This window comes from Pseudomonas sp. CBZ-4 (assembly GCF_000346755.1).
Taxonomy (GTDB): Bacteria; Pseudomonadota; Gammaproteobacteria; order Pseudomonadales; family Pseudomonadaceae; genus Aquipseudomonas.
Genome location: NZ_ANNV01000102.1, coordinates 1 through 25621 on the forward strand (window position 1 = coordinate 1; position 25621 = coordinate 25621).

Annotated in this window: 25 protein-coding genes; 16 read left to right on the forward strand and 9 right to left on the reverse strand. The window is 58.3% G+C overall.

Features of this window, described 5'->3' with window-relative positions; translation table 11 throughout:
- The first annotated feature begins 246 nt into the window (after positions 1 to 246).
- From B348_RS0113105 to B348_RS0113130, 5 genes are all read left to right on the forward strand, one after another.
- Positions 247 to 903: a DedA family protein gene (locus B348_RS0113105; RefSeq protein ID WP_017736569.1), complete on the forward strand. Its 657-nt coding sequence runs from the start codon at positions 247 to 249 to the stop codon at positions 901 to 903.
- A 6-nt stretch (positions 904 to 909) separates the two neighbouring features.
- A complete protein-coding gene (locus B348_RS0113110; protein ID WP_017736570.1) occupies positions 910 to 1725 on the forward strand; it encodes a zinc-dependent peptidase in 816 nt (271 codons plus the stop codon).
- A 109-nt stretch (positions 1726 to 1834) separates the two neighbouring features.
- Positions 1835 to 2362, forward strand: coding sequence for an inorganic diphosphatase (gene ppa, locus B348_RS0113115; RefSeq protein WP_003176323.1), 528 nt, complete (start codon positions 1835 to 1837; stop codon positions 2360 to 2362).
- Positions 2363 to 2575: 213 nt separating this feature from the next.
- On the forward strand, positions 2576 to 3349 hold the full coding sequence (locus tag B348_RS0113120; protein ID WP_026136772.1) for a S24 family peptidase: 774 nt from the start codon (positions 2576 to 2578) through the stop codon (positions 3347 to 3349).
- Positions 3350 to 3713: 364 nt separating this feature from the next.
- Complete coding sequence (locus B348_RS0113130; protein WP_017736573.1) at positions 3714 to 4919, forward strand: integrase arm-type DNA-binding domain-containing protein; 1206 nt, start codon at positions 3714 to 3716, stop codon at positions 4917 to 4919.
- Positions 4920 to 5083: 164 nt separating this feature from the next.
- On the opposite strand, the gene B348_RS0113135 is transcribed toward B348_RS0113130, so the two are convergent.
- The 3 genes from B348_RS0113135 to B348_RS0113145 are packed head-to-tail and all read right to left on the reverse strand — an operon-like array spanning position 5084 to position 9161.
- Positions 5084 to 6076 (reverse strand): DsbA family protein, encoded by a 993-nt coding sequence (locus B348_RS0113135; RefSeq protein WP_017736574.1) that lies wholly within the window; start codon positions 6074 to 6076, stop codon positions 5084 to 5086.
- On the reverse strand, positions 6073 to 7686 hold the full coding sequence (locus B348_RS0113140) for a class I adenylate-forming enzyme family protein (protein WP_017736575.1): 1614 nt from the start codon (positions 7684 to 7686) through the stop codon (positions 6073 to 6075). The genes B348_RS0113135 and B348_RS0113140 overlap by 4 nt, the downstream gene beginning before the upstream one ends.
- Before the next feature lie 50 nt (positions 7687 to 7736).
- Complete coding sequence (locus B348_RS0113145; protein WP_017736576.1) at positions 7737 to 9161, reverse strand: cytosine permease; 1425 nt, start codon at positions 9159 to 9161, stop codon at positions 7737 to 7739.
- A gap of 143 nt (positions 9162 to 9304) precedes the next feature.
- On the opposite strand from B348_RS0113145, the gene B348_RS0113150 reads away from it, so the two are divergent.
- The gene (locus B348_RS0113150; RefSeq protein ID WP_017736577.1) at positions 9305 to 10222 is read left to right on the forward strand and encodes a LysR family transcriptional regulator; all 918 of its coding nucleotides are present in this window, start codon (positions 9305 to 9307) and stop codon (positions 10220 to 10222) included.
- Positions 10223 to 10371: 149 nt separating this feature from the next.
- Positions 10372 to 10992 carry a tyrosine-type recombinase/integrase gene (locus B348_RS0113155; protein WP_017736578.1) on the forward strand — a complete coding sequence of 207 codons (621 nt, stop codon included), beginning with the start codon at positions 10372 to 10374 and terminating at the stop codon, positions 10990 to 10992.
- 116 nt (positions 10993 to 11108) lie between these two features.
- Here the strand turns inward: B348_RS0113155 and B348_RS0113160 are convergent, their stop codons facing one another.
- The gene (locus tag B348_RS0113160; RefSeq protein ID WP_017736579.1) at positions 11109 to 11327 is read right to left on the reverse strand and encodes a hypothetical protein; all 219 of its coding nucleotides are present in this window, start codon (positions 11325 to 11327) and stop codon (positions 11109 to 11111) included.
- A gap of 233 nt (positions 11328 to 11560) precedes the next feature.
- Here B348_RS0113160 and B348_RS0113165 point away from each other — a divergent pair, with 233 nt between their 5' ends.
- Positions 11561 to 11893, forward strand: coding sequence for a hypothetical protein (locus tag B348_RS0113165; protein WP_017736580.1), 333 nt, complete (start codon positions 11561 to 11563; stop codon positions 11891 to 11893).
- A gap of 484 nt (positions 11894 to 12377) precedes the next feature.
- Here the strand turns inward: B348_RS0113165 and B348_RS0113170 are convergent, their stop codons facing one another.
- The 5 genes from B348_RS0113170 to ehuB form a co-directional block, all read right to left on the reverse strand.
- On the reverse strand, positions 12378 to 12617 hold the full coding sequence (locus B348_RS0113170) for a hypothetical protein (protein WP_017736581.1): 240 nt from the start codon (positions 12615 to 12617) through the stop codon (positions 12378 to 12380).
- Between the two features lie 100 nt (positions 12618 to 12717).
- The gene (gene ehuA / locus B348_RS0113175; RefSeq protein ID WP_017736582.1) at positions 12718 to 13512 is read right to left on the reverse strand and encodes an ectoine/hydroxyectoine ABC transporter ATP-binding protein EhuA; all 795 of its coding nucleotides are present in this window, start codon (positions 13510 to 13512) and stop codon (positions 12718 to 12720) included.
- 80 nt (positions 13513 to 13592) lie between these two features.
- On the reverse strand, positions 13593 to 14249 hold the full coding sequence (ehuD, locus tag B348_RS0113180; protein ID WP_017736583.1) for an ectoine/hydroxyectoine ABC transporter permease subunit EhuD: 657 nt from the start codon (positions 14247 to 14249) through the stop codon (positions 13593 to 13595).
- A complete protein-coding gene (gene ehuC, locus B348_RS0113185) occupies positions 14246 to 14905 on the reverse strand; it encodes an ectoine/hydroxyectoine ABC transporter permease subunit EhuC (RefSeq protein ID WP_019818793.1) in 660 nt (219 codons plus the stop codon). The genes ehuD and ehuC overlap by 4 nt, the downstream gene beginning before the upstream one ends.
- Before the next feature lie 69 nt (positions 14906 to 14974).
- Entirely contained in the window at positions 14975 to 15832 is an 858-nt protein-coding gene (gene ehuB, locus B348_RS0113190; RefSeq protein ID WP_017736585.1) for an ectoine/hydroxyectoine ABC transporter substrate-binding protein EhuB, read from the reverse strand.
- 276 nt (positions 15833 to 16108) lie between these two features.
- Between ehuB and B348_RS0113200 the strand changes: the two genes are divergently transcribed.
- The 8 genes from B348_RS0113200 (at position 16109) to B348_RS0113235 (ending at position 25485) form a co-directional block, all read left to right on the forward strand.
- Positions 16109 to 17503, forward strand: coding sequence for a PLP-dependent aminotransferase family protein (locus tag B348_RS0113200; protein WP_017736587.1), 1395 nt, complete (start codon positions 16109 to 16111; stop codon positions 17501 to 17503).
- Positions 17504 to 17611: 108 nt separating this feature from the next.
- Positions 17612 to 18583, forward strand: coding sequence for a hydroxyectoine utilization dehydratase EutB (eutB, locus tag B348_RS0113205; RefSeq protein ID WP_019818796.1), 972 nt, complete (start codon positions 17612 to 17614; stop codon positions 18581 to 18583).
- A 36-nt stretch (positions 18584 to 18619) separates the two neighbouring features.
- The gene (eutC, locus tag B348_RS0113210) at positions 18620 to 19612 is read left to right on the forward strand and encodes an ectoine utilization protein EutC (RefSeq protein WP_017736589.1); all 993 of its coding nucleotides are present in this window, start codon (positions 18620 to 18622) and stop codon (positions 19610 to 19612) included.
- A gap of 43 nt (positions 19613 to 19655) precedes the next feature.
- Complete coding sequence (gene doeA / locus B348_RS0113215; RefSeq protein ID WP_019818799.1) at positions 19656 to 20846, forward strand: ectoine hydrolase DoeA; 1191 nt, start codon at positions 19656 to 19658, stop codon at positions 20844 to 20846.
- A gap of 3 nt (positions 20847 to 20849) precedes the next feature.
- The gene (doeB, locus tag B348_RS0113220; RefSeq protein ID WP_017736591.1) at positions 20850 to 21851 is read left to right on the forward strand and encodes a N(2)-acetyl-L-2,4-diaminobutanoate deacetylase DoeB; all 1002 of its coding nucleotides are present in this window, start codon (positions 20850 to 20852) and stop codon (positions 21849 to 21851) included.
- A gap of 139 nt (positions 21852 to 21990) precedes the next feature.
- Positions 21991 to 22470, forward strand: coding sequence for an Lrp/AsnC family transcriptional regulator (locus B348_RS0113225; protein ID WP_017736592.1), 480 nt, complete (start codon positions 21991 to 21993; stop codon positions 22468 to 22470).
- A 145-nt stretch (positions 22471 to 22615) separates the two neighbouring features.
- A complete protein-coding gene (locus B348_RS0113230; RefSeq protein ID WP_017736593.1) occupies positions 22616 to 24088 on the forward strand; it encodes an NAD-dependent succinate-semialdehyde dehydrogenase in 1473 nt (490 codons plus the stop codon).
- An 11-nt stretch (positions 24089 to 24099) separates the two neighbouring features.
- Positions 24100 to 25485, forward strand: a complete 1386-nt coding sequence (locus B348_RS0113235) for an aspartate aminotransferase family protein (protein WP_017736594.1) — start codon at positions 24100 to 24102, stop codon at positions 25483 to 25485.
- Positions 25486 to 25621 lie beyond the last annotated feature (136 nt).

The window sequence follows — 25621 nt, forward strand, 5'->3', positions numbered from 1 at the left end:
GGGCCAGCCAGCGTACCTTTCACAGACCCACCGCCATCGCAGGCAAGCCAGCTCCCACATTTGGAGCGGTGTATATCCTTACAAATCGCGACATCCCCCGCTACAAAACCAACAGGCTTTTCACCTCTCGATCCGTATAATGCGGACCTCTCAAGGTTGTAAGAATCGCGACATACATTTGTAGTCTTACTTACCCCAGCTTCCGCACTGGCCTGCTGAGCCGAGCCATTCACACAGGTGCCATCCATGGATTTCAACCCGCTCGACCTTATCCTGCATCTCGACGTCTACCTCGACATGCTGGTAACCAATTACGGTCCGTGGATCTACGCCATTCTGTTCCTGGTCATCTTTTGCGAAACCGGCCTGGTGGTCATGCCGTTCCTGCCGGGTGATTCGTTGCTGTTTATTGCTGGCGCCGTGGCGGCTGGCGGTGGCATGGACCCGGTCTTGCTCGGCGGCCTGTTGATGCTGGCGGCGATACTCGGCGACAGCACCAACTATGTCATCGGACGAACGGCCGGAGAACGCTTGTTCAGCAACCCGAACTCGAAAATATTCCGTCGCGACTACCTGCAAAAAACCCACGACTTCTACGACAAGCACGGCGGCAAAACCGTGACCCTGGCGCGCTTCCTGCCGATCCTGCGCACCTTTGCGCCGTTCGTCGCCGGCATCGCCCGCATGCCCTACCCGCGGTTCTTCGGCTTCAGCGTACTGGGCACCATCCTCTGGGTCGGCGGCCTGGTGACCCTGGGCTACTTCTTCGGCAACGTGCCCTTTATCAAGAAGAACCTCTCGCTGCTGGTGGTGTTTATCATCCTGCTGTCGCTGGTGCCGATGATCATTGGCGTGTTCCGCAGCCGCTTTGGTCGCACGTCCTCCGAAGCCAAGCCGCAGTAACTGGCGATGTGGTCCCTCAGCGCCTGGCGTCGCCGGCGCCTGCTGGCCAAGCACCCGATTGCCGATGACACCTGGCAACGGGTGCGCGAGCACCTGACCTTTCTCGACGGTATCAGCGCCGAACAGGACCAATGGCTGCGCGAAGCCTGCGTGGTGTTTCTCGCCGAAAAACACCTCACCGCCCTCCCCGGCGTCGAACTGCATCAGGAACAACGCCTGCTGCTCGCCGCCCAGGCGCAATTGCCGTTGATGAACCTCGGCGACCTCGACTGGTACCAGGGCTTCCACGAAATCGTGCTGTACCCCGACGATTTCCTCAGCCCCCAGCGCCATCGCGACAGCAGCGGCATCGAGCATGAGTGGGACGGCGAACACAGCGGCGAAGCCTGGCAACAGGGCCCGGTGATCCTCGCCTGGCCCGGCGTGCTGGCCAGCGGCAACTGGGAAGGCTACAACCTGGTCATCCACGAACTGGCGCACAAACTCGACATGCTCAACGGCGACGCGAACGGCCTGCCGCCGCTGCACCATGACATGCGCGTGCAGGAGTGGGCCAGCGTGATGCAAGGCGCCTACGACGACCTCAATCGCCAGCTGGACGCCAACCCGGATGCCGATACCGAAATCGACCCCTACGCCGCCGAAAACCCGGCGGAGTTCTTTGCCGTCACCAGCGAATACTTTTTCAGCGCCCCGGATTTACTGGTCAATCGTTATCCACAGGTGTACGCCCAACTCAGCCGCTTTTATCGCCAGGACACCCTGGCCCGCCTGCACCAACTGCAAGCCAGCGACCCGCGTTATCAGCCGCAAGACGAATGACCGTACGACGTCTGGCGCATGGCATCGGCGCCAGAATGTGCCTATAATCGCCGCCACTTTTAGGCCAATCCGGCCAAGTTTCTTGGCCAATTAACGGGGGCAACGCCCAATGAGCTACAGCAAGATTCCGGCTGGCAAAGACCTGCCGAACGACATCTACGTCGCCATCGAGATTCCGGCCAACCACGCGCCGATCAAATACGAAATCGACAAAGACAGCGACTGCCTGTTCGTTGACCGTTTCATGGCCACCCCGATGTTCTACCCGGCCAACTACGGTTTCATCCCCAACACCCTGGCTGACGACGGTGACCCCCTCGACGTGCTGGTCGTAACCCCTTACCCGGTTACCCCAGGCTCGGTTATCCGCGCGCGTCCAGTTGGCATCCTGAACATGACCGACGACGGCGGCGGCGATGCCAAAGTCATCGCAGTACCCCACGACAAGCTGTCCCAACTGTACGTGGACGTGAAGGAATACACCGACCTGCCGCCACTGCTGCTGGAACAGATCAAGCACTTCTTCGAGAACTACAAAGACCTCGAAAAAGGCAAATGGGTGAAGATCGACGGTTGGGGCAACGCAGATGCCGCCCGCGCCGAGATCATGAAGTCGGTTGCCGCCTACAAAGGCTGATCACCGCGCCTCATGGCGACTGCAATAAAAAAAGCCCCGACTATTCGGGGCTTTTTTGTGCTCGGCATTAAACGCAGAGTTCAACGAAAAGCAACTAACGTTTAACAATAAAAGAAAACTGAAAAAACAAACTACAACTAAGCAAAAGCCTACACGCGCAAATCAACGCATGGTTTATTTGATTTGCTTCCCCCGCCAGTAAACTCTGCGTTTATGAATACATCAGGTGATCGTTTAAAAGCGCTGTTACGGGAAGTTCATCTTTCCGCGTCCGACTTCGCCAAGAACCGCGGCGTCACGCCTCAACACGTGAACAACTGGTTCAAGCGCGGCGTCCCCATGGGCCGACTCAACGAGATCGCAGAACTACTGTGCGTCTCCAGTCGCTGGCTGAACACCGGCCTTGGTCCCAAACACCCACCGGCCAACTTTCTGTTGGACGGGCCCACTGCAAGGAATGCACTGCCCACCCGCGAAGACAGCGGCAAATACCTCACAGGCCCAGCCTGCGCCCCGGAAAAAATCGACGTGGAGATCCCCCTCCACCCCACCTTCACCTCCACCGAGCGCATCCGCGTCTCCCTGCACACCCTCGAAGCACTCAGCGTAAACCCCGACCGCGCAATCGGCGCCTACATGGCCGACAACAGCATGATCGACATCATCCAGCAAGGCGCCACCCTCGCCATCGACAGCGGCCGCACGCAAATCGTCGACGGCGAAATCTACGCCGTCGAACACGACGGCATGCTGCGCATCAAATACCTCTACAACCGCCCCGGCGGCGGCCTGCGCATGCGCAGCCACAACGCCGGCGAACATCCCGACGAATACCTCACCTACGAGCAACGTTTCGAACAGAGTGTGAAGATCGTCGGTTGGGTGTTCTGGTGGTCCACGCTAAACAACCGCCGCCCGCCCGTGCCACTGGATGAACACCTGTTGGGCTGGGAAGGCTCTAAATCGGAACCGGAGGTGGGCATTTGAGGTGAATGTGGGTATCATGCGCCGCACATTTGGCAGGGGTTGGCTCAAGGCTATTCACCCTGCTCGGCGATGCGGAGGAGTTCCCGCGGATGCCCCTACTATTCAGCCAGACGCAATGTTGGCTGAGCGATTTGAAGGCTGTTGAGGTTTGTCAAAAACAAGCTGAGGCAGTCAGCGAGAAGCCGGCCACAAGCCGGCTTTTTTATTGCCCGAAGAAATCCGACAAGATCCTACAGCACTAGCAAATACGGGCCCTGCAGCTTAGCATTCGTCCTAGGACATCCAGTAACCATCCATAAAATCCGCGACCAAGGTGTGGGTCAAAGTGTGGGTCGAGGGGTGTGGGTTGGAGTAGGAGCTAGTAATGGGCAAGCTGACCAGCAAGACCGTGGAGTCGATAACCAAGGCTGCAACGCCAGGAAAAACCAATGATGGCGATGGCCTGTACTTCCAGGTATCCAAGAGCGGCGGCACCAGCTGGATCTTCCGCTACAAGCTGGATGGCCGCAGCCGCGAAATGGGGCTAGGCCCCTTCCCAACCGTCACACTCAGCCAAGCCCGGCAGTTGGCCGCCGATCAACGCAAGCTTCTAGCTTCCGGAAGCGACCCACTGGCAACCCGCGATGCAGCAAAGGAAGCCAAGCGCGAAGCGGAACGCCAGGCTGCAGCACGTCGCACGACGTTCGAAGATCTCGCTCGCGAATACCAACAAGCACACGGCAGCAGTTGGTCTGAGAAGTGGCGGAAAGGCTGGCTGCGCAAACTGGAGCTCTACGCCTTCCCGACCATGGGCAAGTTGTCGGCTGACATCATCAGCACCGAGCATGTGCTTGCTGCATTGCAACCCATCTGGGTAACCAAGACACGGACTGCTGATGAAATCAGGGGCCAGATCGAGCAAATACTGGATGCAGCCAAGACTCGGCGTTTACGCGAGGGAGACAATCCTGCCCGCTGGCGCGGGCACTTGGACAACTTGCTGAGCAAGGCAGAGAAGAAGAAGGCCAGGCAGCGCCAACACTTCCCAGCACTGCAGTGGAAAGACACTCCGAAGCTGATATCCACCCTGGCCAACATCGATACACGTGACGCCATCGCAACCAGATTACTGATTCTGACCGGTGCTCGTTACCACATGATCCAACATGCTCAATGGTCTGAGTTTGACCTCGAAACTGGCACTTGGGCACTGCCGGCTGAGCGCATGAAGATGCGAAAACCTTTCGTCATTCCTCTATCGCCCCCGGTAGTCGAGATGCTGGATATCATGAATACGACTCATTCAATATATCTCTTCCCTGGGCAAGGGAAGAATGGTGTCATGCATGGCAACGCCATACGCAACCTGCTGCACAAGCTGGGATATGCAGACATCACGAGACATGGCTTTCGATCGACCTTCCGGGACTGGGCAAACGAATGCACCAACTACCCGCGAGAGGTATGCGAGCTTGCGCTTGCCCATGATGAACGCGACCAGACCGAGGCGGCCTATTCGCGCTCCGACCTTCTGGAGAAGCGCAGGGCACTGATGGCGGAATGGGCCAAGTTCTGCACGAGCAAGAAGTGACCCACAGCCAGCCCAAAGCAGCCGGTAACAACAGGCAGAAACCGGCCATAAGCAGTCAGTCGACTTGCTCCCGGGTATGAATTGAGGAGCGGTTCGTCAAATGAAGCAATACAGAAACCTTCCCACTCTTTAAGCCTGATTCAACGCTCCTCCATCGCCAGGGACTAATTGTTCTGACCGTTACTCTGGGCTAGATAATCTCCCATCATTTCCAGCCGATCATTGCCCCAGAACAGCTTCGAATCGGCGATGAAGGTCGGAGCACCGAAAACGCCTACCTGCACGGCTTGATCGTTGTTAGCCTCCAGTGCCAGTTTGAATCGCTCATCGGAAGCAGCTTGAATAGTTGCACTTCGGTCCAGGCCTGCTGCAATCGCCAGATCGCCGAGGATCTCCAGGTCGCTGATATCCCGGTTTTCACTCCAGTAAGCTCGCATCACGTTGAAGATGAACTCCACGCCCTTTCCCTTCTCGATTGCATACAAGCTGCAACGCAAAGCTCGGGAAGGCCGTAATGGAAACTGAGGGTGGTAGCTTAGCGTCAAGCGTCTCAGTCGAGCCCAATCCTGCAAATCCTGCTGAAACCACCGCACAAATGCTGGCGATGCTTCCAGTGGTCGCCGCCCCCCGATGTGATCGATCAGGTTGGCCAAGTGCATAGGCCGCCAATGAATCGCTCGACCATGGGCAGCGGCGATTTCTCGCAAGCGCGGCATAGCCAGGTAGCACCATGGACTGTGAAAATCGAAAAAAAACTCAATTGGCTCGCCCGCACTGATCGGTTGCGGTAGGGAGAAGCGGCTGAGGTCGACCCTCACTCGTTCGTGATGGCCGCGCATCACTAACCGCCCTTGTTGGCTCGCGCTCACCGCGAAACTCAACGTGCGGCCCTTGGTCGACTCCAACACGGCTTCGCACTGGACCTCAATGCCCGGCCAGGCCGGGCTCAAATGCGCAATATCCACTTTAGTGCCAACCGTGCCCCATCCCGGAACGCAGAAAGCCTGAACGCCACTGCCCGCCGTTTCCTCCAGCAGAGCAATAAGTGCCGGCGTAGATACCACCTGCACCCCGGCATTACCGATGGCGGCAGCCGTCTGTTGAAGCCCTGGTACGAATGCGCAGTGATGCCGGTGGCCGATGATCGGTGTGCTCATGGCAATTCCTCCAACTGCATCGCCATGGCTTGGGCTTTCAGCTCGCGCTTGAGTATTTTTCCACTGGACGTCATGGGCCATTGGCTGACCTTGAACACCCTGGATGGATGCTTGAACCCAGCGATTTTTCCGGCACACGCTTGCTTCACCTGCGCAGCGGAGAGCGCCCCACCCAACTCGACCGCCGCGGCGACCACTTCGCCGTAGAAAGGATCCGGCATGGCAAATACAGCGATTTCGGTGATCGCCGGGTGGCCGCGTAGCAGGTTCTCCACCTCCACCGGGTAGATGTTCTCGCCACCGCGGATGATCATGTCGCGTAACCGTCCTCCCACAAGTTCCACTCGGCCATCGGCGGTAACGCGTCCGAGATCCCCCGTCTGCATCCAGCCATCGAGGTCGATACAACGAGTAGTCTCCAGCGGGTCACGATGATAACCGAGCATCACCATGGGCCCGCGCACCTGAACCTGCCCGGTCTCACCGCAGGCCAGCACCTGGCCGTTGTCCGGATCACACACGCGCACCTGCATGCCTGGCAATGGCATGCCGGCGGTGGTGAATCGCTGCGCACTCTCGCAACTGTCCAAAGCGATAAGGGTGCTGGCTTCAGTCTGGCCGTACACCTGTACCAGGCCTGGAATCGGGAACGCAGACGCGCAGCGTTCGAGCAAAGCCGGGTCGCAATCGGCGCCACCGCAAGTGCCCGCCCGCAACGAGCCAAGGTCGTACTGTGTTCGTCGCGGGTGCTCCAGCATGGCCAGATAAGAGGTGGGAACGCCCGTCAGCAGCGTACAGCGCTCGGCCTCCACGAGGTGCAACATTCGCTCGGCTTCGAAGGCACTGACCCCCACATACGTAGCCCCTGCGGCCAGCGCTGAGAGCACATTCATAATGCAGCCCGCGCAGTGGAATAGCGGAATGATGGAAGTCCAGCGATCCTCGGCGGTAACCGCCAGACGCGCGACGGTTCCTCGTGCATTCATCAACATGCCTTCGAAGCACAGTTCAGCGCCCTTTGGCCGCCCTGTGGTGCCGGAGGTGTACTGGATGCTGGCCAGCTCGCGAGGCGACCAGGGCCACGCCTGAAATGGCAGCTGCGGTCCTTCGCTCATCAGTGCTGCGTAACTCCAGCAATTCTCAGCGTGAAGCCCAGGTCCGTCGAAACAAATCACGTCGCGCAGAAGGGGTAACCGGTTACGAGTGTCCAGTGTCATGGACAGATAGTCACTGGAGCGAAAGCGCGCGGAAAGCAAGATCGCCACCGACTGACTGTGGTCCAGCACATGCAGGAGGTCGTCCTCGCGAAAGTGCGTATTAACCGGCACCAGCACCGCACCAATGGCAGCGATGGCGACCTGCGCGATTGGCCATTCGATTCTGTTTTCCGCCCACAATGCCACCGAGCTGCCGGGTTGAATCCCGCGCCGCCGCAAGGCACAGGCCAGTGTCTGGGAAGCAAGCAACCATTGGCTGAAGGTCAGCCGCTGAGGTGTGGAGTCAAATACGAGCGCCTCCTTGTCCGGCCAGCGGTTCGCGCAGTGCAACAGCATTGCGTATGGGTCGCCGGGCAAGTTTTCGCGTGCGAAGCGGGATTTATCCGATGTCATGAAAAGACTACCTGAGAGTGAAGTGAAGGCTGATTGGATTGGAAATCCAGTTAGGCTTTGCTGTCGAGAGCAGGCGTCAGGGACGGTGGCACCCTGGCGGCCATTCGCCGACTGACCAGGCAATAAAGCATTCCGGTACCCAGCAGGCCGACCACCCAGGAAACATCTGCATAGTTCAGCGCACGGGCGACCGGTCCGGTGTAGAAACCGCTGGAAATGAACGGCAACTCCATCAGTACCCCACAGCAGTAGGTGGCAATAACCGGCCAGTTCCAACGGCCATAGCGGCCAGCGGGATCATTGAGAGCTGCCAGGTCATAGCGCGTGCCGTTGACGAAGAACACGTCGGCCAGGCTGATCGCGCTCCAGGGGGTGATGAACGCCAGGAGAAAAATGAGGAAGGAAGAAAACGCACTGATAAAGCTGTGGGAACCGGCCAGGGCAATCAGCACTGCAACGGACACCATTCCCAGCACATAGATGAAGCGATGGGCCAGAGACACTCTGCTGACGCCGCAGAACGCGCTGACAATGGTCGCGCTGGACATGTAGCTGCTGTAAGCGTTGAGGGTCATCATGGTGATCTTGCCGAAGCCGACCACCAGATACAGGATCATGGCCAACACACCCGTCGAGCCCAGGCTGACGACAAACTCTACCTCATGGCCCGAGAAGGCGGTTCCGGCGAGGGCTGCGGCAAACACACCGAAGGTCATGGCGGCCTGTGATCCCAGTACTGTGCCCAGCGATGCAGCCAGAAAGATCTTCAACTTGGACGTCTGACTGGGCAAATATCGGGAGTAGTCCGCTACATATGGCCCATACGAAATCTGCCAGGCGGCTGCCAACGAGATCGAAAACACGAAGTTGGCAGCGACGAAGTGACGATTGTCGAGCAGCGCATGGATATCGTGCCGGGCCAGCAACGCACCGAACATGTAGATAAAGGCAATGACGCCCACCACGCTGGCTACTTTGGCGATGGAGTGGATGGTGCGATACCCAAGGGTCGCCAACAACAGGGTTACCAGGCCGAACAGAATGATGCCCTGCCAGTCCGCGATCGATAGCACTTTCGCCACCGATTGACCGGCCAGCAACGTGCCGCCCGCCGAGAACCCCACGTACAACAAACTCACCAGTACAAGCGGAATGACCGCACCATAGACACCGAACTGCACGCGACTGCGGATCATCTGTGGCAGGCCAATCGCCGGCCCCTGGGCAGCTTGCAGGCCCATGACGATGCTGCCAAGTACTTGGCCTATCAGAAGGCCAATCAACGACCAGAATACATCGCCTCCCAGCACCACCGCCAAAGCCCCGGTGACGATGGCCGTGATGTTCAGGTTCACACCCAGCCACAGTGTGAACTGACCGAAGGCGCTGCCATGGCGCTCGTTTTCCGGTATGTAATCGATGGAGCGGGTTTCAATTACCGACCTCGGTGCAACAGGCGCAGTTGAACTAGCCATGGGCGAATCCTCGATATTGTTAGTGCAGCATCTGCGCCAGATCAGCGCGTTTTTTGGAAGGACACAGGCTGTGGATGGACTGAGGTTAAGCGGCGGGGTATATAATTAAAAATATGCACTGTTGATACAGCGAATTAAAAATAATGATTCACTTCAGCCTTCGGCAAATCGAATATTTTGTAGCAGCGGCCCAATGTCGAAGTACCGTCAATGCGGCGAAGTCGCTGAGTGTGTCCCAACCCTCGATATCAAACGCGATTGCGGAGTTGGAAGCCTTATGGGATGAGCGCTTGTTCGTGAGGATTCCAGGCAAAGGGATCGAACTCAGCTCCGCCGGAACCCGCCGTTACCAGCAAGCAAGGCAGCTACTGCAAAGTGCCGCGCAGCTCTCTGCCAAGGAGACTGATAGCGTGGTGGGGGACCTTTCGGTGGGTTGCTTTGCAACGTTGGGCGCGCGACATGTCCCCACCATGGTCGAGCGCTTCAAGCAGCGCTTTCCTGAGGTACGAGTCGCCATTGTCGAAGGTGACACCGAGGAACTGATTGAACGGGTGGAGCGCGGCACCCTTGATTTAGCGCTGATCTATGACATGAACCTGGCTCGTAAGGTCAAGCTACAGGCGGTGGGACTGCAATCACCTTATGTGCTGCTGCCCGAAGGGCATCATCTGGCAGCAAAAGCCAGCTTGTGTATTCAGGATTTGCAAACCGAGCCCTTTATCCTTCTAGACCTACCTCACAGTCGCGACTATTTCCTGTCACTGTTCCGCTCGGGCGGTGTAGAGCCCAATGTCATTATGGAGTTGCGCTCGGTGGAAATGGTGCGCTCACTCGTGGCACATGGGCACGGAGTGTCGATTCTCGTCACTCGACCCGCTGGAGACTTGAGCTACGACGGGCGACCCATCGTGTGTCGCCCATTTGACGCTAGCATCCCACCGCAACGAGTCGTGATCGCCTCGTCGCAAACCCAGAACCCATCCCGCCCGGCTGAAGCGTTCGTGGTGGTGATGCGCGAACTGTTCAATGAAGCCGATACGCTTGAAACCTCGACAATCTGATGAAGGTTTTTGATTTCTCCGCCGAGCTATTTTCGACAGTCCGTTGCGGAGCAGTTTTCCGCTGGTGAACGACAGCTATGGGTCGGATAGCGACCACCAGCCATTGTGACTGATCCACTCTTGTCCTCCCTCAACGTGGAGGACGAGCCATGAACACCATTGCTACATACAGCCATCAGCCTTGGAACAAGGGAAAGCTTGTCGGTCAGAAAGCCCCGCTCCGAGTCAGAGATATCTGGGCTATCCGAGTAAGACTTCAGCTTGCTGAGAAGGCGCGTGATTTGGCGCTATTCAACTTGGCCATCGATAGCAAGCTGCGTGCCTGTGACTTAACCAAGTTGCGAGTCCGAGACATCGCCCATGGGGAGCATGTGTCGTCACGGGCCATCGTGATGCAGCAAAAAACTCAGCACCCAGTGCAGTTTGAAATCACTGAGCAAACCCGAACGGTTCTGGAGGCTTGGATGCGCGAGGCGCGTCTCCGCAGCGAGGACTTCTTGTTCCCGAGCCGGTTGCACGCCTCAGACCATCTTTCCACCAGGCAATACGCTCGAATAGTCAAAGCTTGGGTGACAGCTATTGGCCTTGATCCAACCATGTACGGAACCCACACGCTAAGGAGAACCAAGGCTTCGTTGATCTATCGCAGGACGAAGAACCTGAGAGCCGTCCAACTCCTGCTTGGTCATACGAAGCTTGAAAGCACTGTCAGATACCTGGGAATCGAGGTCGATGATGCCTTGGAAATGGCCGAGCAGACGGAAGTCTGACCATTCACTGCGACGGTCGATGCTAGACCGTCGCTATCCGTCCCATAGCCGCCAGTCAATTGTGTCTACAAAATCGGGGGGCATTCAAATCAGAGGGCAGTCTTGCGCTGAGTAATTTATGACTGGCGTATCCTCAAAATGGAATCTGTGATGGCTTGAGCATTAGTGTCCAGCGTTTCCATAGCCGACATCGCATTAGCGGCGACGCTTCCTACCCCATTTTCTGAGAGCCACTTGGTTATTTCTTCTATAGCTGCACTTAAGGCGTGCTGGTTGTGGAGGAGCAATGTCAGAGCGTCCGCCGTGGCGATCTTGCAGTCTGAGTTATCTGGCATGGCGGTCGTCCTTGAGGAATGATGCCGGAAGCCTAGCTCATCTCGTCTTTGGCTGAGACTGGCCGACAGCTGCCCGCCATGATAGGCGGCAGATGGACAGATGCTGACGCTCGCCGGTATCTGCTCTGTTGGCCTTTGTCACCTCAGGTCAGACCCAACGACGCTTTACTACAGAGTCCGGCCATCCTGATAGAATCGATCAGGTTATAGATAACACCCTTCTGAGAAATGGTATGAATACGGAATTGATGGAAGATGAGATGCGCCGGGCGCTATTCGGTGATTCTGAGCCCTCTGCGCCGGCAATTAACTCAGACGTGCAGGACACAGTCCCGGATGTTGTGATCGTACAACCGGTGAAGGCAGCGAAGAAAAAGGCAGTCTCAAAAGGCTTCACTCCTAGGTTGAGAGTTACGCTCCGTGTGGGAAACGAATTTGAAGGCGAGATGTACGAGATGGTGCATGAGGCCGATACGCTGAGCTCCCTAGTTGCAGAACAAGAAGCTACAAAGACGGCCAGAAAAAAATTCAGGTTTGTGGAAGTAGTCTCGGTCAAACCGATGTAAGTGGGTACTCTCACTTTTCGCCCGCTGGGCATCATGCCGCATTCACTTTACCGCGGGCCACCCAACAGATTCGTGTCGATTGAAGCCTCAAATATTAGGGGCGTTAGTCGTATCCCGGATTGGATTTAAAACCATCACCCGATCCCACTCTCAATGTTTAAATGGTCGCCAACCCCAAGCCACATATCTGAGGGTGGCGACAGGCAAAAATCGACCCTAAGCGGTCTTACGACTTTCGCGGAAGCGGACGTTCAAAGTGGTTGCTTCCACATTTTGGGCACGCCAACACCACGTCGGCATCTCTGTAAGGGGGTATCTGTCATTACAAAGCTCCTGAATCAGACCATATACCGGGCCATCAACCAATAGCCCATAAATCCGAATCACGTCACCGCCAGGACATGCCCCTGGATTGGGCCCCTATGCCCACAGAAAAGCGTATTTGCCTCAGCGGGACAGTGACGGATCTGAATTGAGTCGCCGATTAAACGTCAATCAGGCGAACTGCCTGGCGCGAATCAATTGTTGGAATAAATCCGATGCCTTGGTGCTCTGTGATCCACTTCCGAGTCAGCTCTATATCGAAATACCGGCCGTGGGTTTTCATCAGCACAAGCGCCGCACCCGTAATTCGACAATGCCCACAGCTCGGACAGATTCCTTCCTCGTATTCACCATCAGTTTCAACGACCGCCGCAGTTTCACCACAAATCAAGCAAGTCATGAACTACTCCTTTTGGCTTTACCAAATCCCCCAGCGGGACGATGAACTGCAATCCCAACGCGTAATCGACCCGAGTGGCGGCCAGGGCTGGTGAGCTTGCCTAGTTTGCTTCTTTCACCGCACTGAGAAACGCGCACGTGCGTTCCTGCTGCGGGTGTTCGAAGATTTGCGCCGGGGTGCCCTGCTCGTGAATCTGCCCTTTGTAGAAAAAGCACACACGATCAGCGAACTCACGGGCGAAACCCATTTGATGCGTCACCATCAGCATGGTCAGGTTGTGTTCGGTGCCGAGCTTGCGGATCACGTTGAGCACTTCACCGCACAGTTCCGGGTCGAGGGCGGAGGTCACTTCGTCGAACAGCATGACTTTCGGGCGCATGGCGAGTGCCCGGGCGATCGCCACCCGTTGTTGTTGACCACCGGACAACTGCGATGGGTAATGCCCGAGCTTGCTGCCCAGACCCACCAGTTCCAGCAAGTCTGCTGCACGTTCACGGGCCTCGGTCGGTTTCATGCCGAGCACCTGCACCGGCGCCTCGATAACGTTTTGCAACGCTGTCATGTGAGGGAACAGGTTAAAACTCTGGAACACCATGCCGATCTTGCCACGCACTCGGCGGATGTGCCGGTCATTGGCGGGCACCAATACACCGTTGCGATTGGGCATGTGGGTCAGCAAGTCATCCTCAATGCGAATCAGTCCGTCATCGATGCCTTCGAGTGTCATCAGTACCCGCAGCAGTGTGGATTTTCCGGAGCCGCTGGGGCCGATGATCGCGACTTTTTCACCCGGCGTGACGTCTAGGTTCAAATGATCGAGCACGGTAAAGTTGCCGTAGCTCTTGGTAACGTCCTGGAAGCTGACGATCGGCTTTACCGGTTTGGTTTTCTGCATGGCCGTGGCCTCTTGCGGATGCAGCGGGGTCGGGTTGCTGTGCCTTGAAAGGTCACCGGGTGTCGACAGTGGGGTAGTCATTAGCGTAGCTCCAGGCGCACTTCAAGGCGCCGTACCAGATAAGCCAAAGCGATGCTTAGGGCGAGGAAAAACAGACCGACCATGGTGATCGGCTCCAGATAGCGGAAGTTCTCGGAGCCGATGTTCTTGGCCTGTTGCATGATTTCCACCACGGTAATCGCCGACAGCACCGGCGTATCCTTGAGCATTGCCACCAGATAGTTACCCAATGGCGGCAGGATCGGCCGCAGGGCCTGCGGCAGGATTATGTTGCGATATGCGCTGTACGGGGCGATGTTCAGCGCCGTGACTGCTTCCCATTGTGCGCGCGGCACCGCATCGAGGCCGCCGCGATACACCTCGGCGATGTAACAGGCGTAATGCAGGCCGATACCCAGAATGCCCACTTGCATGGCGGTCATGCTGACGCCGTAATTGGGCAGCACGTAGTAAAGGAAATACACCTGGATCAGCAGTGGCGTACTGCGAATGAACTCGATCACAGCGGTGGTCGGCCACGACAGCCAGACTCTGCGGCTCCGTCGGCCGATAGCCAGGAACAGTCCCAGCACAATGGCGATCAGGAAACCGATCAGGGTAATGCCCACGGTGTTGAGCGAGGCGCGCAGCAAATCGGGAAGGATATGCCAGGCATAGGTCCAGTCGAACAGTGTCATGACAGACCTCCACGCAACCGCCCGCGAGCCAGATGCTGCTCAATGCGGCGCATGCCGATGTTGATGGCTTGCGCCAGGATGAAATACATCACCAGCGCCAGACTGAAGATTTCCAGGGTCTGGAAAGTGGCCTGATCCAGTTGACGAGCCCTGAAGCTCAGGTCTGACAGGGTGATCAACGACACCAGCGAAGTATTTTTAAGCAATTCGATCAGCAGGTTGGTACCCGGCGGTATAGCGGCCAGCAACGCCTGCGGAAGAATGATGCGGCGAAAGCGTTTGTAGCCGCTGAAGTTGAGTGCCGTGGACGCTTCGTATTGACCCTTGGCGACGGAGCTGATCGCACCGCGCATCACCTCGGCGCCGTAAGCACCAATGTGCAAGCCTAGGCCGACGATGGCCACGCTGTAGGGGCTCAGTTCAAGGTTGAAGGGCGGCAGCGGCAGCACAAAAAACAGCCAGAACAATTGCACCAGTAACGACGTGCCGCGAAACACTTCAATGTAAGCAATGGAAAACCAGCGCAATGGCCGCCAGGGCGACATGCGCCCCAGGGCCGCGAGAATCGCCGCGACAATCGCCAGCAGCGAACCGAAGATCGTCACCTGGAGCGTCACCCAAGCGCCTTGTATCAATAGCGGAAGTAATTCACCCATGGTTTAAACCTGTCCATCCGGGTTAAGCAGGGAAATAGGCATCGCGCCGTGGCGCCATGCCTGTTTCGACTATTGAGCGCAGAGCTCGGCAGCCGTTTTGCTTGTCACGTTGGATTTGTCAAACCCGAAAGGGGCAACTGCCTTGAGGTGCTCTTCGGAACCCAACCATTTTTTCAACTCGGCGTTGACCGCATCGCGCAGGTCTTTGTCTTCCGGACGGAAGGCGAGAGCACCGTATCCAATGTGTGACGGGTCATCCTTGAACTCGGTGACTGCTTCAACTTTTTCACCACCCTTGGCGGCCAAACCTTTCATGGTCAGTTGAGTACCCACTGCCGCATCGGCACGACCGGCGCGCACGGCTTGCAACTGGGCGGTGGTGTCCGGTACTTGGAGGATTTGCTCATCCTTTACACCCGAGTCGCGGGCATAGCCCAGGTTCACCGTGCCGGCCATGATTGCCAGCTTCACCTCGGGATTCTTGGCGATGTCTTCGTAACTGTGCAGCCCCTTCGGGTTGCCTTTGGCCGTAAGCAGCGCGTCTGGCAGTTGATACTGCGGATCGGTAAACAGCACCTGCTTGCAGCGAGCCGGCGTGATGTACATGCCGGCGGCAATCACGTCGAAGCGCCCGGCGCGCAGACCCGGGATCAACGAGCCCCATTCGGTCAACACGCCGTCAACCTGTTTGATGCCCATTTTGGCAAAGATGGCTTTGGCGATTTCCGGTGATTCACCGGTGACCCTGCCGTCGGTTTCGGTAAAGGCGAATGGGGTTTCGTTGGCATAACCGATACGGATGCTGCTGTTCTGTTTGACGGTTTCCAGTGTCGTAGCGGCTTGGGCGCCGGCGGCTAGGCCGAACATCGCGCAAGCTATGAACAGGTGACGCAATGCATGGGTGCTGCGGGAAGGGAAATTGCTCATCGATAAAATCTCCTGTTTCTTGTTGACCCGTCGGTGACGGCTCTGTGGTAGGAGGCAGTGTTACAAGAGCAAAGCGTACAAGGACTGATCTCATGGAGCTGGGCGCAGTCCGGTACAGGTCGATTGATTTTGTTGTGGGCTTTAAGGTGCCCGCTGTCGACCTTGAGCCGAGCATACAAAAGCGCTGAGCATCATTGTATTGCACTAGGACAATTGCATTGCATGGATACTAGCGCGATGCTGTCCCGACGAGCACAGACCCGAGTTTTAGCGCTGATGGACAAATGGAAAGCGGCACTGGATATCGCCCGCAGTGGCGAGTCAAAGTACAAGATTCTGGTGCAGGCGATTGCCGATGATATCGAGCAGGGTGTCTTGGCCAATGATCAGCGCCTGCCACCGCAGCGGCATGTTGCCGATACCATGGGCATCAGCGTGCAGACGGTCACCAACGCCTATAAAGAGCTGGAGCGTCAGGGGCTGGTGCGTTGCGAAGTCGGGCGCGGCAGTTTTGTGTCGCGGCGCATGAGCGATCGAGTGGCTACCTATATTCTCGATAGCCCCGAACGGGCCCTGGTGGATTTTTCCATCGCGCGGATCCTGCACACCCGCGAGCACGACCAGTTCTGGCGTGACACCTGTCTCGAACTCAGCACGGAAGAGGATCAGCCGTGGATACACGCATTTCGTCCGATTGCGGGTTTCGAGTCGCACCGCGAAGAGGCCACGCACTGGATCGGACGGCAAGGACTGCGGGTCGAGCGTGATGACATCCTGATTACCAACGGCGCCGCTCACGGCATCTTCCTTGCGCTGGCGTCTCTGGCCGGTCCCGATGATGTCGTGCTCTGCGAAGGGATCACCGATCACGGGGTAATCGGCAACTCTCAGGTATTGGGATTCACCCTCAAAGGCCTGGAAATGGACCGCTATGGCATAGACCCGGAACACTTCGAAGACATGTGCAGCAATGAGCGCATCACCGCGCTGGTGTGCACGCCCAACCTGAACAACCCGACCACCAGCCTGATGCCCGACAGTCGTCGGCGGGAGATTGCCGATATCGCCCGGCGTTTCGGTGTGCACATCATTGAAGACGATGTATACGGGCCGTTGCTGGATGAGCATCGCGCGCCGCCAATCAGCCATTACCTGCCGGAGTTATCGTTCTATTGCACTAGCATGACCAAGTCAGTGCTGACCGGTTTGCGCATCGGCTATTTGGTAGTGCCCAAGCGACTGGCGTTGCGCACCGAAAGTATCTTGCGGGTCAACAGCTGGATGGCCACGCCCATGGTCTCCGAAATCGCTGCGCGCTGGATTCGTGACGGTCGCGCCGACACGCTCGTGCGATTGCAGCGCAAACTGTTGGCCGGCAGGCAGGCGATAGTCAGCAAATACCTGGGCGAGCACCTGCTCGGCCAGCATCCTCATGCACTGAACGCGTGGGTTGGCATTCCAATACACTGGGAGGTCGACAGCCTGGTGCGGGCCTTGCGTCACCGGCACATCGCTGTCGCATCGCCTGATCCGTTCACCGTGCGTGGAACGCCGCGAGCTCGAGCGGTGAGGGTGTGTGTCGGCGCCGAATGCAGCGACGAAGAAATGCGTGATGCATTGATAAGCATGCGCGAGATATTCGGGCAGTACCCGCAAATCCATGATTTTTGACCGGGAAAAAGTCCGCAAAAAAGTTTGTCGGATAAATTGCCCTAGTACATTCATTACGACAATCCAGTCCTCTTAGACTGCGCCCAACACCACAGTCGGGACGCGGTCATGTCAACGTTGCAGCTACATGATGTTTACCTCGCTCGCCAGCGCATCGAATCGCTTGTCCGGCGTACCCCCTTGGAATACTCGCCCAGCCTTTCGCAACGATTGGGCGTGGCGGTGTACCTCAAACTCGAATCCCAGCAAATCACCGGCAGTTTCAAATTGCGCGGCGCGAGCAATGCCGTGGCGCAGCTCAGCGCCGAGGAGAAAGCGCGTGGCGTGGTGGCGGCGTCGACCGGTAATCACGGTCGTGCTCTGGCGTATGCCGCTTCCCGGCAAGGCGTGAAGGCGACGATTTGCCTGTCGCATCTGGTGCCGGCGAACAAGGTTCAAGCCATTCGTGATCTGGGCGCCGAGGTATGCATCGTCGGCCAGTCTCAGGACGACGCCCAGCGTGAAGCCGAACGGATCGCCAACGAGCAAGGCGCGACATTGCTGCCGCCGTTCGATCACCCGACCATCATCGCCGGGCAGGGCACGCTGGGGCTGGAAATCCTCGAACAGCAACCGGACGTGGTGCAAATTCTCGTGCCGTTGTCCGGCGGCGGTTTGTTTGCCGGGGTTGCGCTGGCGATCAAAAGCGTCAGCGCGAACATCATCACCCACGGCATCAGCATGCAACGCGGTGCAGCCATGCACGCCAGCCTCGCAGCCGGGCATCCGGTGGAAGTCGAAGAGCTGCCGACCCTGGCCGACTCGCTCGGCGGTGGCATCGGCCTGAACAACCGTTACACCTTCAACATGACTCGCGATCTGTGTGACCACCTGCATTTGCTCAGCGAGACTTCCATCGCCAATGCCCTACGCCATGCCTATCGCGAAGAGCGTCTGGTGCTGGAAGGCGCGGCCGTGGTCGGGATTGCCGCGTTGCTTGATGGATTGATTGAGCCGCGCGGGCCGATCGTGGTGGTGGTCAGCGGCCGTAACGTCGACATCGATCAGCACCTGCGCGTCCTCGCGGGCGCAGATGCGTGAACCCCAACAATAACGACTGAATGGAGTGCCGCATTGATGAGTGACATCACCTTATTGAGCGAAGCGGATCTGCGTGCCTGCGTAGCACTAGACCTGCCGAGCATCGAAGCCATCGAACAAGCCTTTGTGCTGCTGGCCACAGCAGCGGTGGCAATGCCGCCGATCCTGCGTCTGGACATCCCCGAGCACAATGGCGAAGTGGACGTGAAGACTGCGTACCTGCCGGGCCTGGAGCGTTTTGCGATCAAGGTCAGTCCGGGTTTTTTCGACAATCCGAAACTCGGCCTACCGAGCCTCAACGGCATGATGATGTTGCTGTCGGCGCGCACCGGTTTGCTCGACGCCTTGCTGCTGGACAACGGTTATCTGACCGCCGTACGCACAGCCGCGGCGGGCGCCGTGGCGGCTCGCGCCCTGTCGCGGGTCGACAGTCGCAGCGTGGCGCTGATCGGTGCCGGCGAGCAGGCCGCGTTACAGCTTCAGGCATTGCGCCTGGTGCGACCGATTGAATCCGTTCAAGTCTGGGCACGTGATAGCGCCAAGGCTCAAGACTTCAGCGCTGAACTGGCGCGCGACAGCGGCCTGACGGTCACGCCTTGCGCGAGCATCGACGAGGCCATGACCGGCGTGGACATTGCGATCACCTGCACCCCGAGCCGCGAACCCTTGATCGAAGCGCGCCATCTGCACCCCGGCTTGCATATCACAGCCATGGGCTCGGACGCCGAACACAAAAACGAAATTTCCCCCCAGGCGCTGGCGCAGGTCGACCGCTACGTGGCGGATCGCTTGAGCCAGACGCGAATCCTCGGCGAGTTGCATCACGCTCTGGCGGCCGGCGCTATTACCGACGAATCGGGCTTGGCCGAATTGGGGCAAGTGCTCGCAGGCCAGCGCCCAGGTCGGACCAGCGAGGCGCAAGTCACCTTGTGCGACCTCACCGGCACCGGCGCCCAGGACACCGCCATGGCCAATCTGGCCTTCGAGCGCGCGCGCTCGGCCGGCAAGGGTTTTCAGTTCGGCAGCTAATCCACTTTTTTCATCCGTGCGTCATTTATCAGAGGGCATGTGCATGTCTCAGATAGTCATCAATCTCCCGTTCGAACGGGAGGAATACGCCCAGCGTCTGGCCAAGGTTCGAGCGGCCATGCAGATTCAGGGCATCGAGCTGTTGCTGGTCACCGATCCGTCGAACATGGCCTGGCTGACCGGCTATGACGGTTGGTCGTTTTACGTTCACCAATGCGTGTTGTTGGCGCTCGACGGCGAGCCAGTCTGGTTCGGTCGCGGGCAAGACGCCAACGGCGCCAAGCGCACGGTGTTCATGCAGCACGAGAACATCGTCGGTTACCCGGACATCTACGTGCAGTCCCGGGAACGCCATCCGATGGATTACCTGTCGCGGGAAGTCATCAGTGCCCGGGGTTGGGACGCGCTGACCATCGGCGTGGAAATGGATAACTATTATTTCAGCGCCGCCGCGTATTTGTCGCTGCAGAAAAACCTGCCGCAGGCCAAGCTGATCGACGCGGTCGGGTTGGTGAACTGGCAGCGGGCGATCAAGTCGCCCCAGGAAATCGCTTACATGCGCATCGCTGCGCGCATCGTCGAAAACATGCACGGGCGGATCCTCGAACGAATCGAGCCGGGCATGCGCAAAAATGAACTGGTGGCTGAAATCTACAGCAGCGGGATCCTCGGCGCTGACGGTCATGGCGGCGATTACCCGGCCATCGTGCCGCTATTGCCCACGGGTGCCGACGCCAGCGCGCCGCACCTGACCTGGGACGATTCGCCGTTCGAAAAAGGCGCCGGGACCTTCTTTGAAATCGCCGGTTGCTACAAGCGTTATCACTGTCCGCTGTCGCGCACGATCTATTTGGGCAAACCTCCACAGCACTTCCTCGACGGCGAAAAAGCGGTGGTCGAAGGCATCGCCGCGGGACTGGAAGCAGCCAAACCGGGCAACACCACCGGCGACATCGCTGTGGCGTTTTTCAAAGTGTTGGAGAAATTCGGCATCCACAAGGACAGCCGTTGCGGCTACCCGATCGGGATCAGCTATCCGCCAGACTGGGGCGAACGCACCATGAGCCTGCGTCCCGGCGACACCAGTGTGTTGCAACCGGGCATGACGTTCCACTTCATGCCGGGCCTGTGGATGGACGATTGGGGACTGGAGATCACCGAAAGCATTTTGATCACTGAGACCGGTGTCGAGACACTGTGCAATGTGCCACGCCAACTGTTCGTGAAGGATTGAGCCATGAGCGATTTACCTGACAATCCGATCAATGCCACGGTGGACTTTGCCCGCGAAGGCGTGCAGCACGGATTCCTCAAATTGCCGTATTCCCGGGACGATTCGGCCTGGGGCGCGGTGATGATTCCGGTAACGGTGATTCAGCGCGGCCAGGGTCCGACTGCGCTGCTTACCGGCGGTAACCACGGTGACGAATACGAAGGCCCGGTGGCGCTGAGCAAGCTGGCGCAGGGCCTGACGGCCGCCGAGGTAACGGGGCGGGTGATTATCGTCCCGTTCATGAACACCCCGGCGTTCCATGCTGGTCGGCGCACGTCGCCGATCGACAAGGGCAATCTCAATCGCAGTTTCCCCGGTAAGCCGGACGGCACCGTGACCGAGAAAATTGCCGATTACTTCAATCGGACTCTGTTGCCCTTGGCCGATATCGTGCTGGACATCCATTCCGGTGGCCGCACCCTGGATTTCCTGCCTTTTGCAGCCTGTCATGTGCTGCCCGACAAAAAACAGCAGGCTCAATGCGAAGCCGGCATGCGCGCTTTCAATGCGCCTTACAGCATGCGCATGCTGGAGCTCGATGCAGGGTCGATGTACGACACCGCCGCCGAGCGTCAGGGCAAAGTCTTTGTCACGACCGAACTGGGTGGCGGTGGTTCGTCCACGGCGCGCAGTGTGGCGATTGCCGAGCGCGGGGTGCGCAATCTGCTAGTGCATGCAGGGATTCTTGAAGGTGAGATCCAGCCCGCGGAGTCAATCATGTTAGGCATGCCCGATGCCACTTGCTTCATCGATAGCGAACACGATGGCTTGCTGGAAATGTGCCGCGATCTGGGCGACAACGTGAGCAAGGGAGAAGTGATTGCCCGCGTTTACGACGCTACCCGTAGCGGCGTCGCTCCGGTGGAATATCGCGCGGCCCGCAGCGGGCTGCTGGCGGCGCGCCACTTTCCAGGAATGGTGCAGTGCGGCGATATCATTGCAGTCATCGCCGATGTATTGACCTGACCCCAACCCCTGTGAAAGTGAGCTTGCCCGCGATGGCGGCGGCACATCCAGCATCGATGTGACTGACATACCGCATTCGCGGGCAAGCCCGCTCCCACAGGTTCTGCCACAATTTTCAATGCCCGGAGGTCCTCGGACCATGCACAAGCTCGATCGCTATGACCTGAAAATCCTGCGAATCCTCGCCGAAGATGGTCGGATCACCAAGTCGAGCCTGGCCGAGGCGATCAATCTCTCGGTGACCCCGGCGTGGGAGCGGGTTCGCAAGTTGGAGTCGCTAGGGCTTATCAAGGGCTACCGGGCACAGATCGACTGGAACGCGGTGTTCAAAGGCCAGCAGGTGCTGGTGGAAATCACCCTGGCCCGACACACCGCCCAGGACATGCGGCGGTTCGAGCAACGCATGAACGAGGCCGCCGAAGTGGCATTCTGTTACGCCACCGGTGGCGGTGTTGATTACATGGCGATGATCCAGGCGCCGGACATTGACCATTACCAGCGGTTTATCGACCAGTTGTTGCTCGATGACCTGGGCATTGAGCGCTACTTCACCTACATCGTCACTAAAACCATCAAGACCGCGGGTGCCTTGCCGGCCGAGGTGGCGCAAGAACCATAAATCGGGGCAAAACCTTCACCGCAAAAAGTCCCTGTTTACCGGCGTTCAATCAGAAAAAACCTATGGTTACACCCCGCCAAACGCCAAATCATCTTGGCTGCGCTGCCCTAGCATGGATTCACGCACACGGTTTGGAGTGAACGCCATGACATACAAACATCCGCTGTTGTTCAAAGCACTTTGCTACGTAGACGGCCATTGGGTCCACAGTGACAGCGGCCATAGCGTCGCCGTGCACAATCCGGCCGATCAGAAGTTAATCGGTCATGTGCCGATGCTCGATCAGCCTCAGATCATCGCCGCCGTAGATGCCGCACACCGGGCGTTTTCAGCCTGGCGTGAACAAAGCCTCGATGACCGCGGAACGATTCTGCGGCGCTGGGCGGCGTTGATCCTTGAGCATCAGGAAGACCTGGCGCGGATTCTCAGCCAGGAACAAGGCAAGCCCCTGGCCGAGTCCCGCGGCGAAATCGCCTACGCCGCCAGTTTCATTCCATGGTTTGCCGAAGAGGCGCGGCGCCTTTACGGGCAGAACATCCCCAGCCATATCCCCGGCGCGCATCTGGGCACGATCAAGGAACCGGTTGGCGTCTGTGCACTGCTGACGCCGTGGAATTTTCCTTCGGCGATGATCACCCGCAAAGCCGCCGCCGCATTGGCCGCCGGTTGCACTGTGGTCATCAAACCGGCCCACGAAACGCCTTACTCGGCGTTCGCGTTGGCGCAATTGGCGGAAGAAGCAGGCTTCCCCGCCGGCGTGTTCAACGTGGTGCTGGGCGAACCGCAAATGACCATGCAAACCCTGGTGCAGGACGCTCGCGTGCGTTCGGTCAGCTTCACCGGCTCGACCCGGGTCGGCAAGTTGGTCCTGCAAGCGGCAGCCCAGGATGTGAAGAAGGTATCGCTGGAATTGGGCGGCAATGCGCCGTTCATTGTCTGCGCCGATGCCGATCTGGAGCTGGCGGTGAAAGTCGCGGTAGAGGCCAAGTTCCAGACCTCCGGCCAGGATTGCTGCGCGGCCAATCGGATTATGGTCGAACGCTCGATTTATCCGGCGTTCCTCAGCCGCTTTGCCTCTGCGGTGCGCGAACTGCGGGTCGGCCCCGCGCTGGTGGGTGATCAAGAGCAAAGCGTCGACATCGGCCCGCTGATGCATCAGGCCGCCTTCGATGTGACCGTCGAGCGTGTGGCTGATGCGCTGAAGCTGGGCGCGCAACGTCTGGTGGGCGGCGAAGCGCATGCCCTCGGCGGATTGTTCTATCAGCCGACGGTGCTGGCCGACGTTACGCCGCAGATGCGTATCTACCGCGAAGAAAATTTCGCGCCGATTGCTGGCGTCATGCCTTTCGCCACCCTCGAGCAAGCCATCGAAATGGCCAACGACACCGAATACGGTCTGGCTGCCTACATTTGTTCCAACCGCTTGGACCTAATCTACCCCCTGATTCGCCGCCTCGACCACGCCATGGTCGCGGTCAATGGCGTCAAGTTCACCGGCCATCCGATCCCGTTCGGTGGCATGAAAGCCTCGGGGCTGGGCCGCGAGGGCGGTACCGAGGGCTTCGAAGCCTTTGTCGAAACCAAATACTTTTGCCTGCACCATCAAGGCCAGTTCTAAGGAGATCCGCCATGAGCCAAAAACTCGATTCGTTGTTCGAACAAGACCGTGCGCACTTCATGCACCCGTCAACCCATGCCCATGACCACGCCAGCGGCACGCTCAAGGGACGCATCATCAAGAGCGCGTCAGGCATTCGTATCCGCGACCACGAAGGCCGCGACTTCATCGACGCCTTTGCCGGGCTGTACTGCGTGAACATCGGCTACGGGCGCACCGAAGTCGCCGATGCGATCTACAAGCAGGCAAAGGAGCTGGCCTATTACCACACCTATGTCGGGCACTCAACCGAAGCGATCATCGAGCTGTCGAGCCGCATCATCGACTGGGCGCCGGAGGGCATGAAGAAGGTCTACTACGGCCTGTCCGGTTCCGACGCCAACGAAACCCAGATCAAACTAGTGCGTTACTACAACAACGTATTGGGTCGCCCGCAGAAGAAGAAAATCATCTCCCGTGATCGCGGTTATCACGGTTCAGGCATCATGACCGGCAGCCTGACCGGCCTACCGACTTTCCACCAGCATTTCGACCTCCCGGCCGAAGGCGTTAAACATACCATTTGTCCGCACTGGTACCGCAAGGCACCGGCAGGTATGGATGAAGCCACTTTCGTGCGCTATTGCGCCGACGAGCTGGAGAAAATGATCCTGGCCGAAGGGCCGGACACCGTCGCCGCGTTCATCGGCGAACCGCTGATGGGCACCGGCGGCATCATCGTTCCGCCGGCCGGCTATTGGGCCGCCATACAAGCGGTGTTGAACAAATACGACGTGTTGTTGATCGCCGACGAAGTGGTCTGCGCCTTCGGTCGCCTGGGTTCGAAGATGGGCAGTCGGCGCTATGGCATGCGTCCTGACCTGATCACCACGGCCAAAGGCCTGACCAGTGCCTATGCGCCTTTGTCAGCAGTGATTGTCGGTGAAAAAGTCTGGGACGTGATCGAAAAAGCCTCCGAATCTCAAGGTGCCATGGGACATGGCTGGACGTACTCCGGGCATCCGATCTGCGCGGCGGCGGCCCTGGCCAACCTCGACATCCTGGAGCGGGAAAACCTGACGGCCAACGCAGAGAATGTTGGCAGCTATCTGAATCGTCGATTGCGGGAAGTATTGGAAGGTCATCCACTGGTGGGCGAAGTGCGCGGCGACGGCATGCTTGCCGCGGTCGAGTTCATGGCCGATCGTGAGCAACGCACACCATTCGATGCTGCGTTGAAGGTCGGTCCGAAAGTATCGGCAGCCTGTCTTGAACGCGGAATGATTGCCCGAGCGATGCCCCATGGCGACATTCTCGGTTTTGCACCACCGTTGATCTTGACCGAGGAGGAGGCCGACCTGATTGTCGACATCACCAAAAGTGCGGTCGATCACGTGGCCAGCGAGATACTGGGCTAAGCCTTACCGCTCCCCCCCAAAAAACCGCTCGATCCTTCACCGTTCGGGTGGTTTTTTGTATCGCAAGTTTGGTCTTGTTGTGAACAAACTGCGAAGAGAAGATTGTGATTACATAAACTCATTTTGGGAGTAAGGG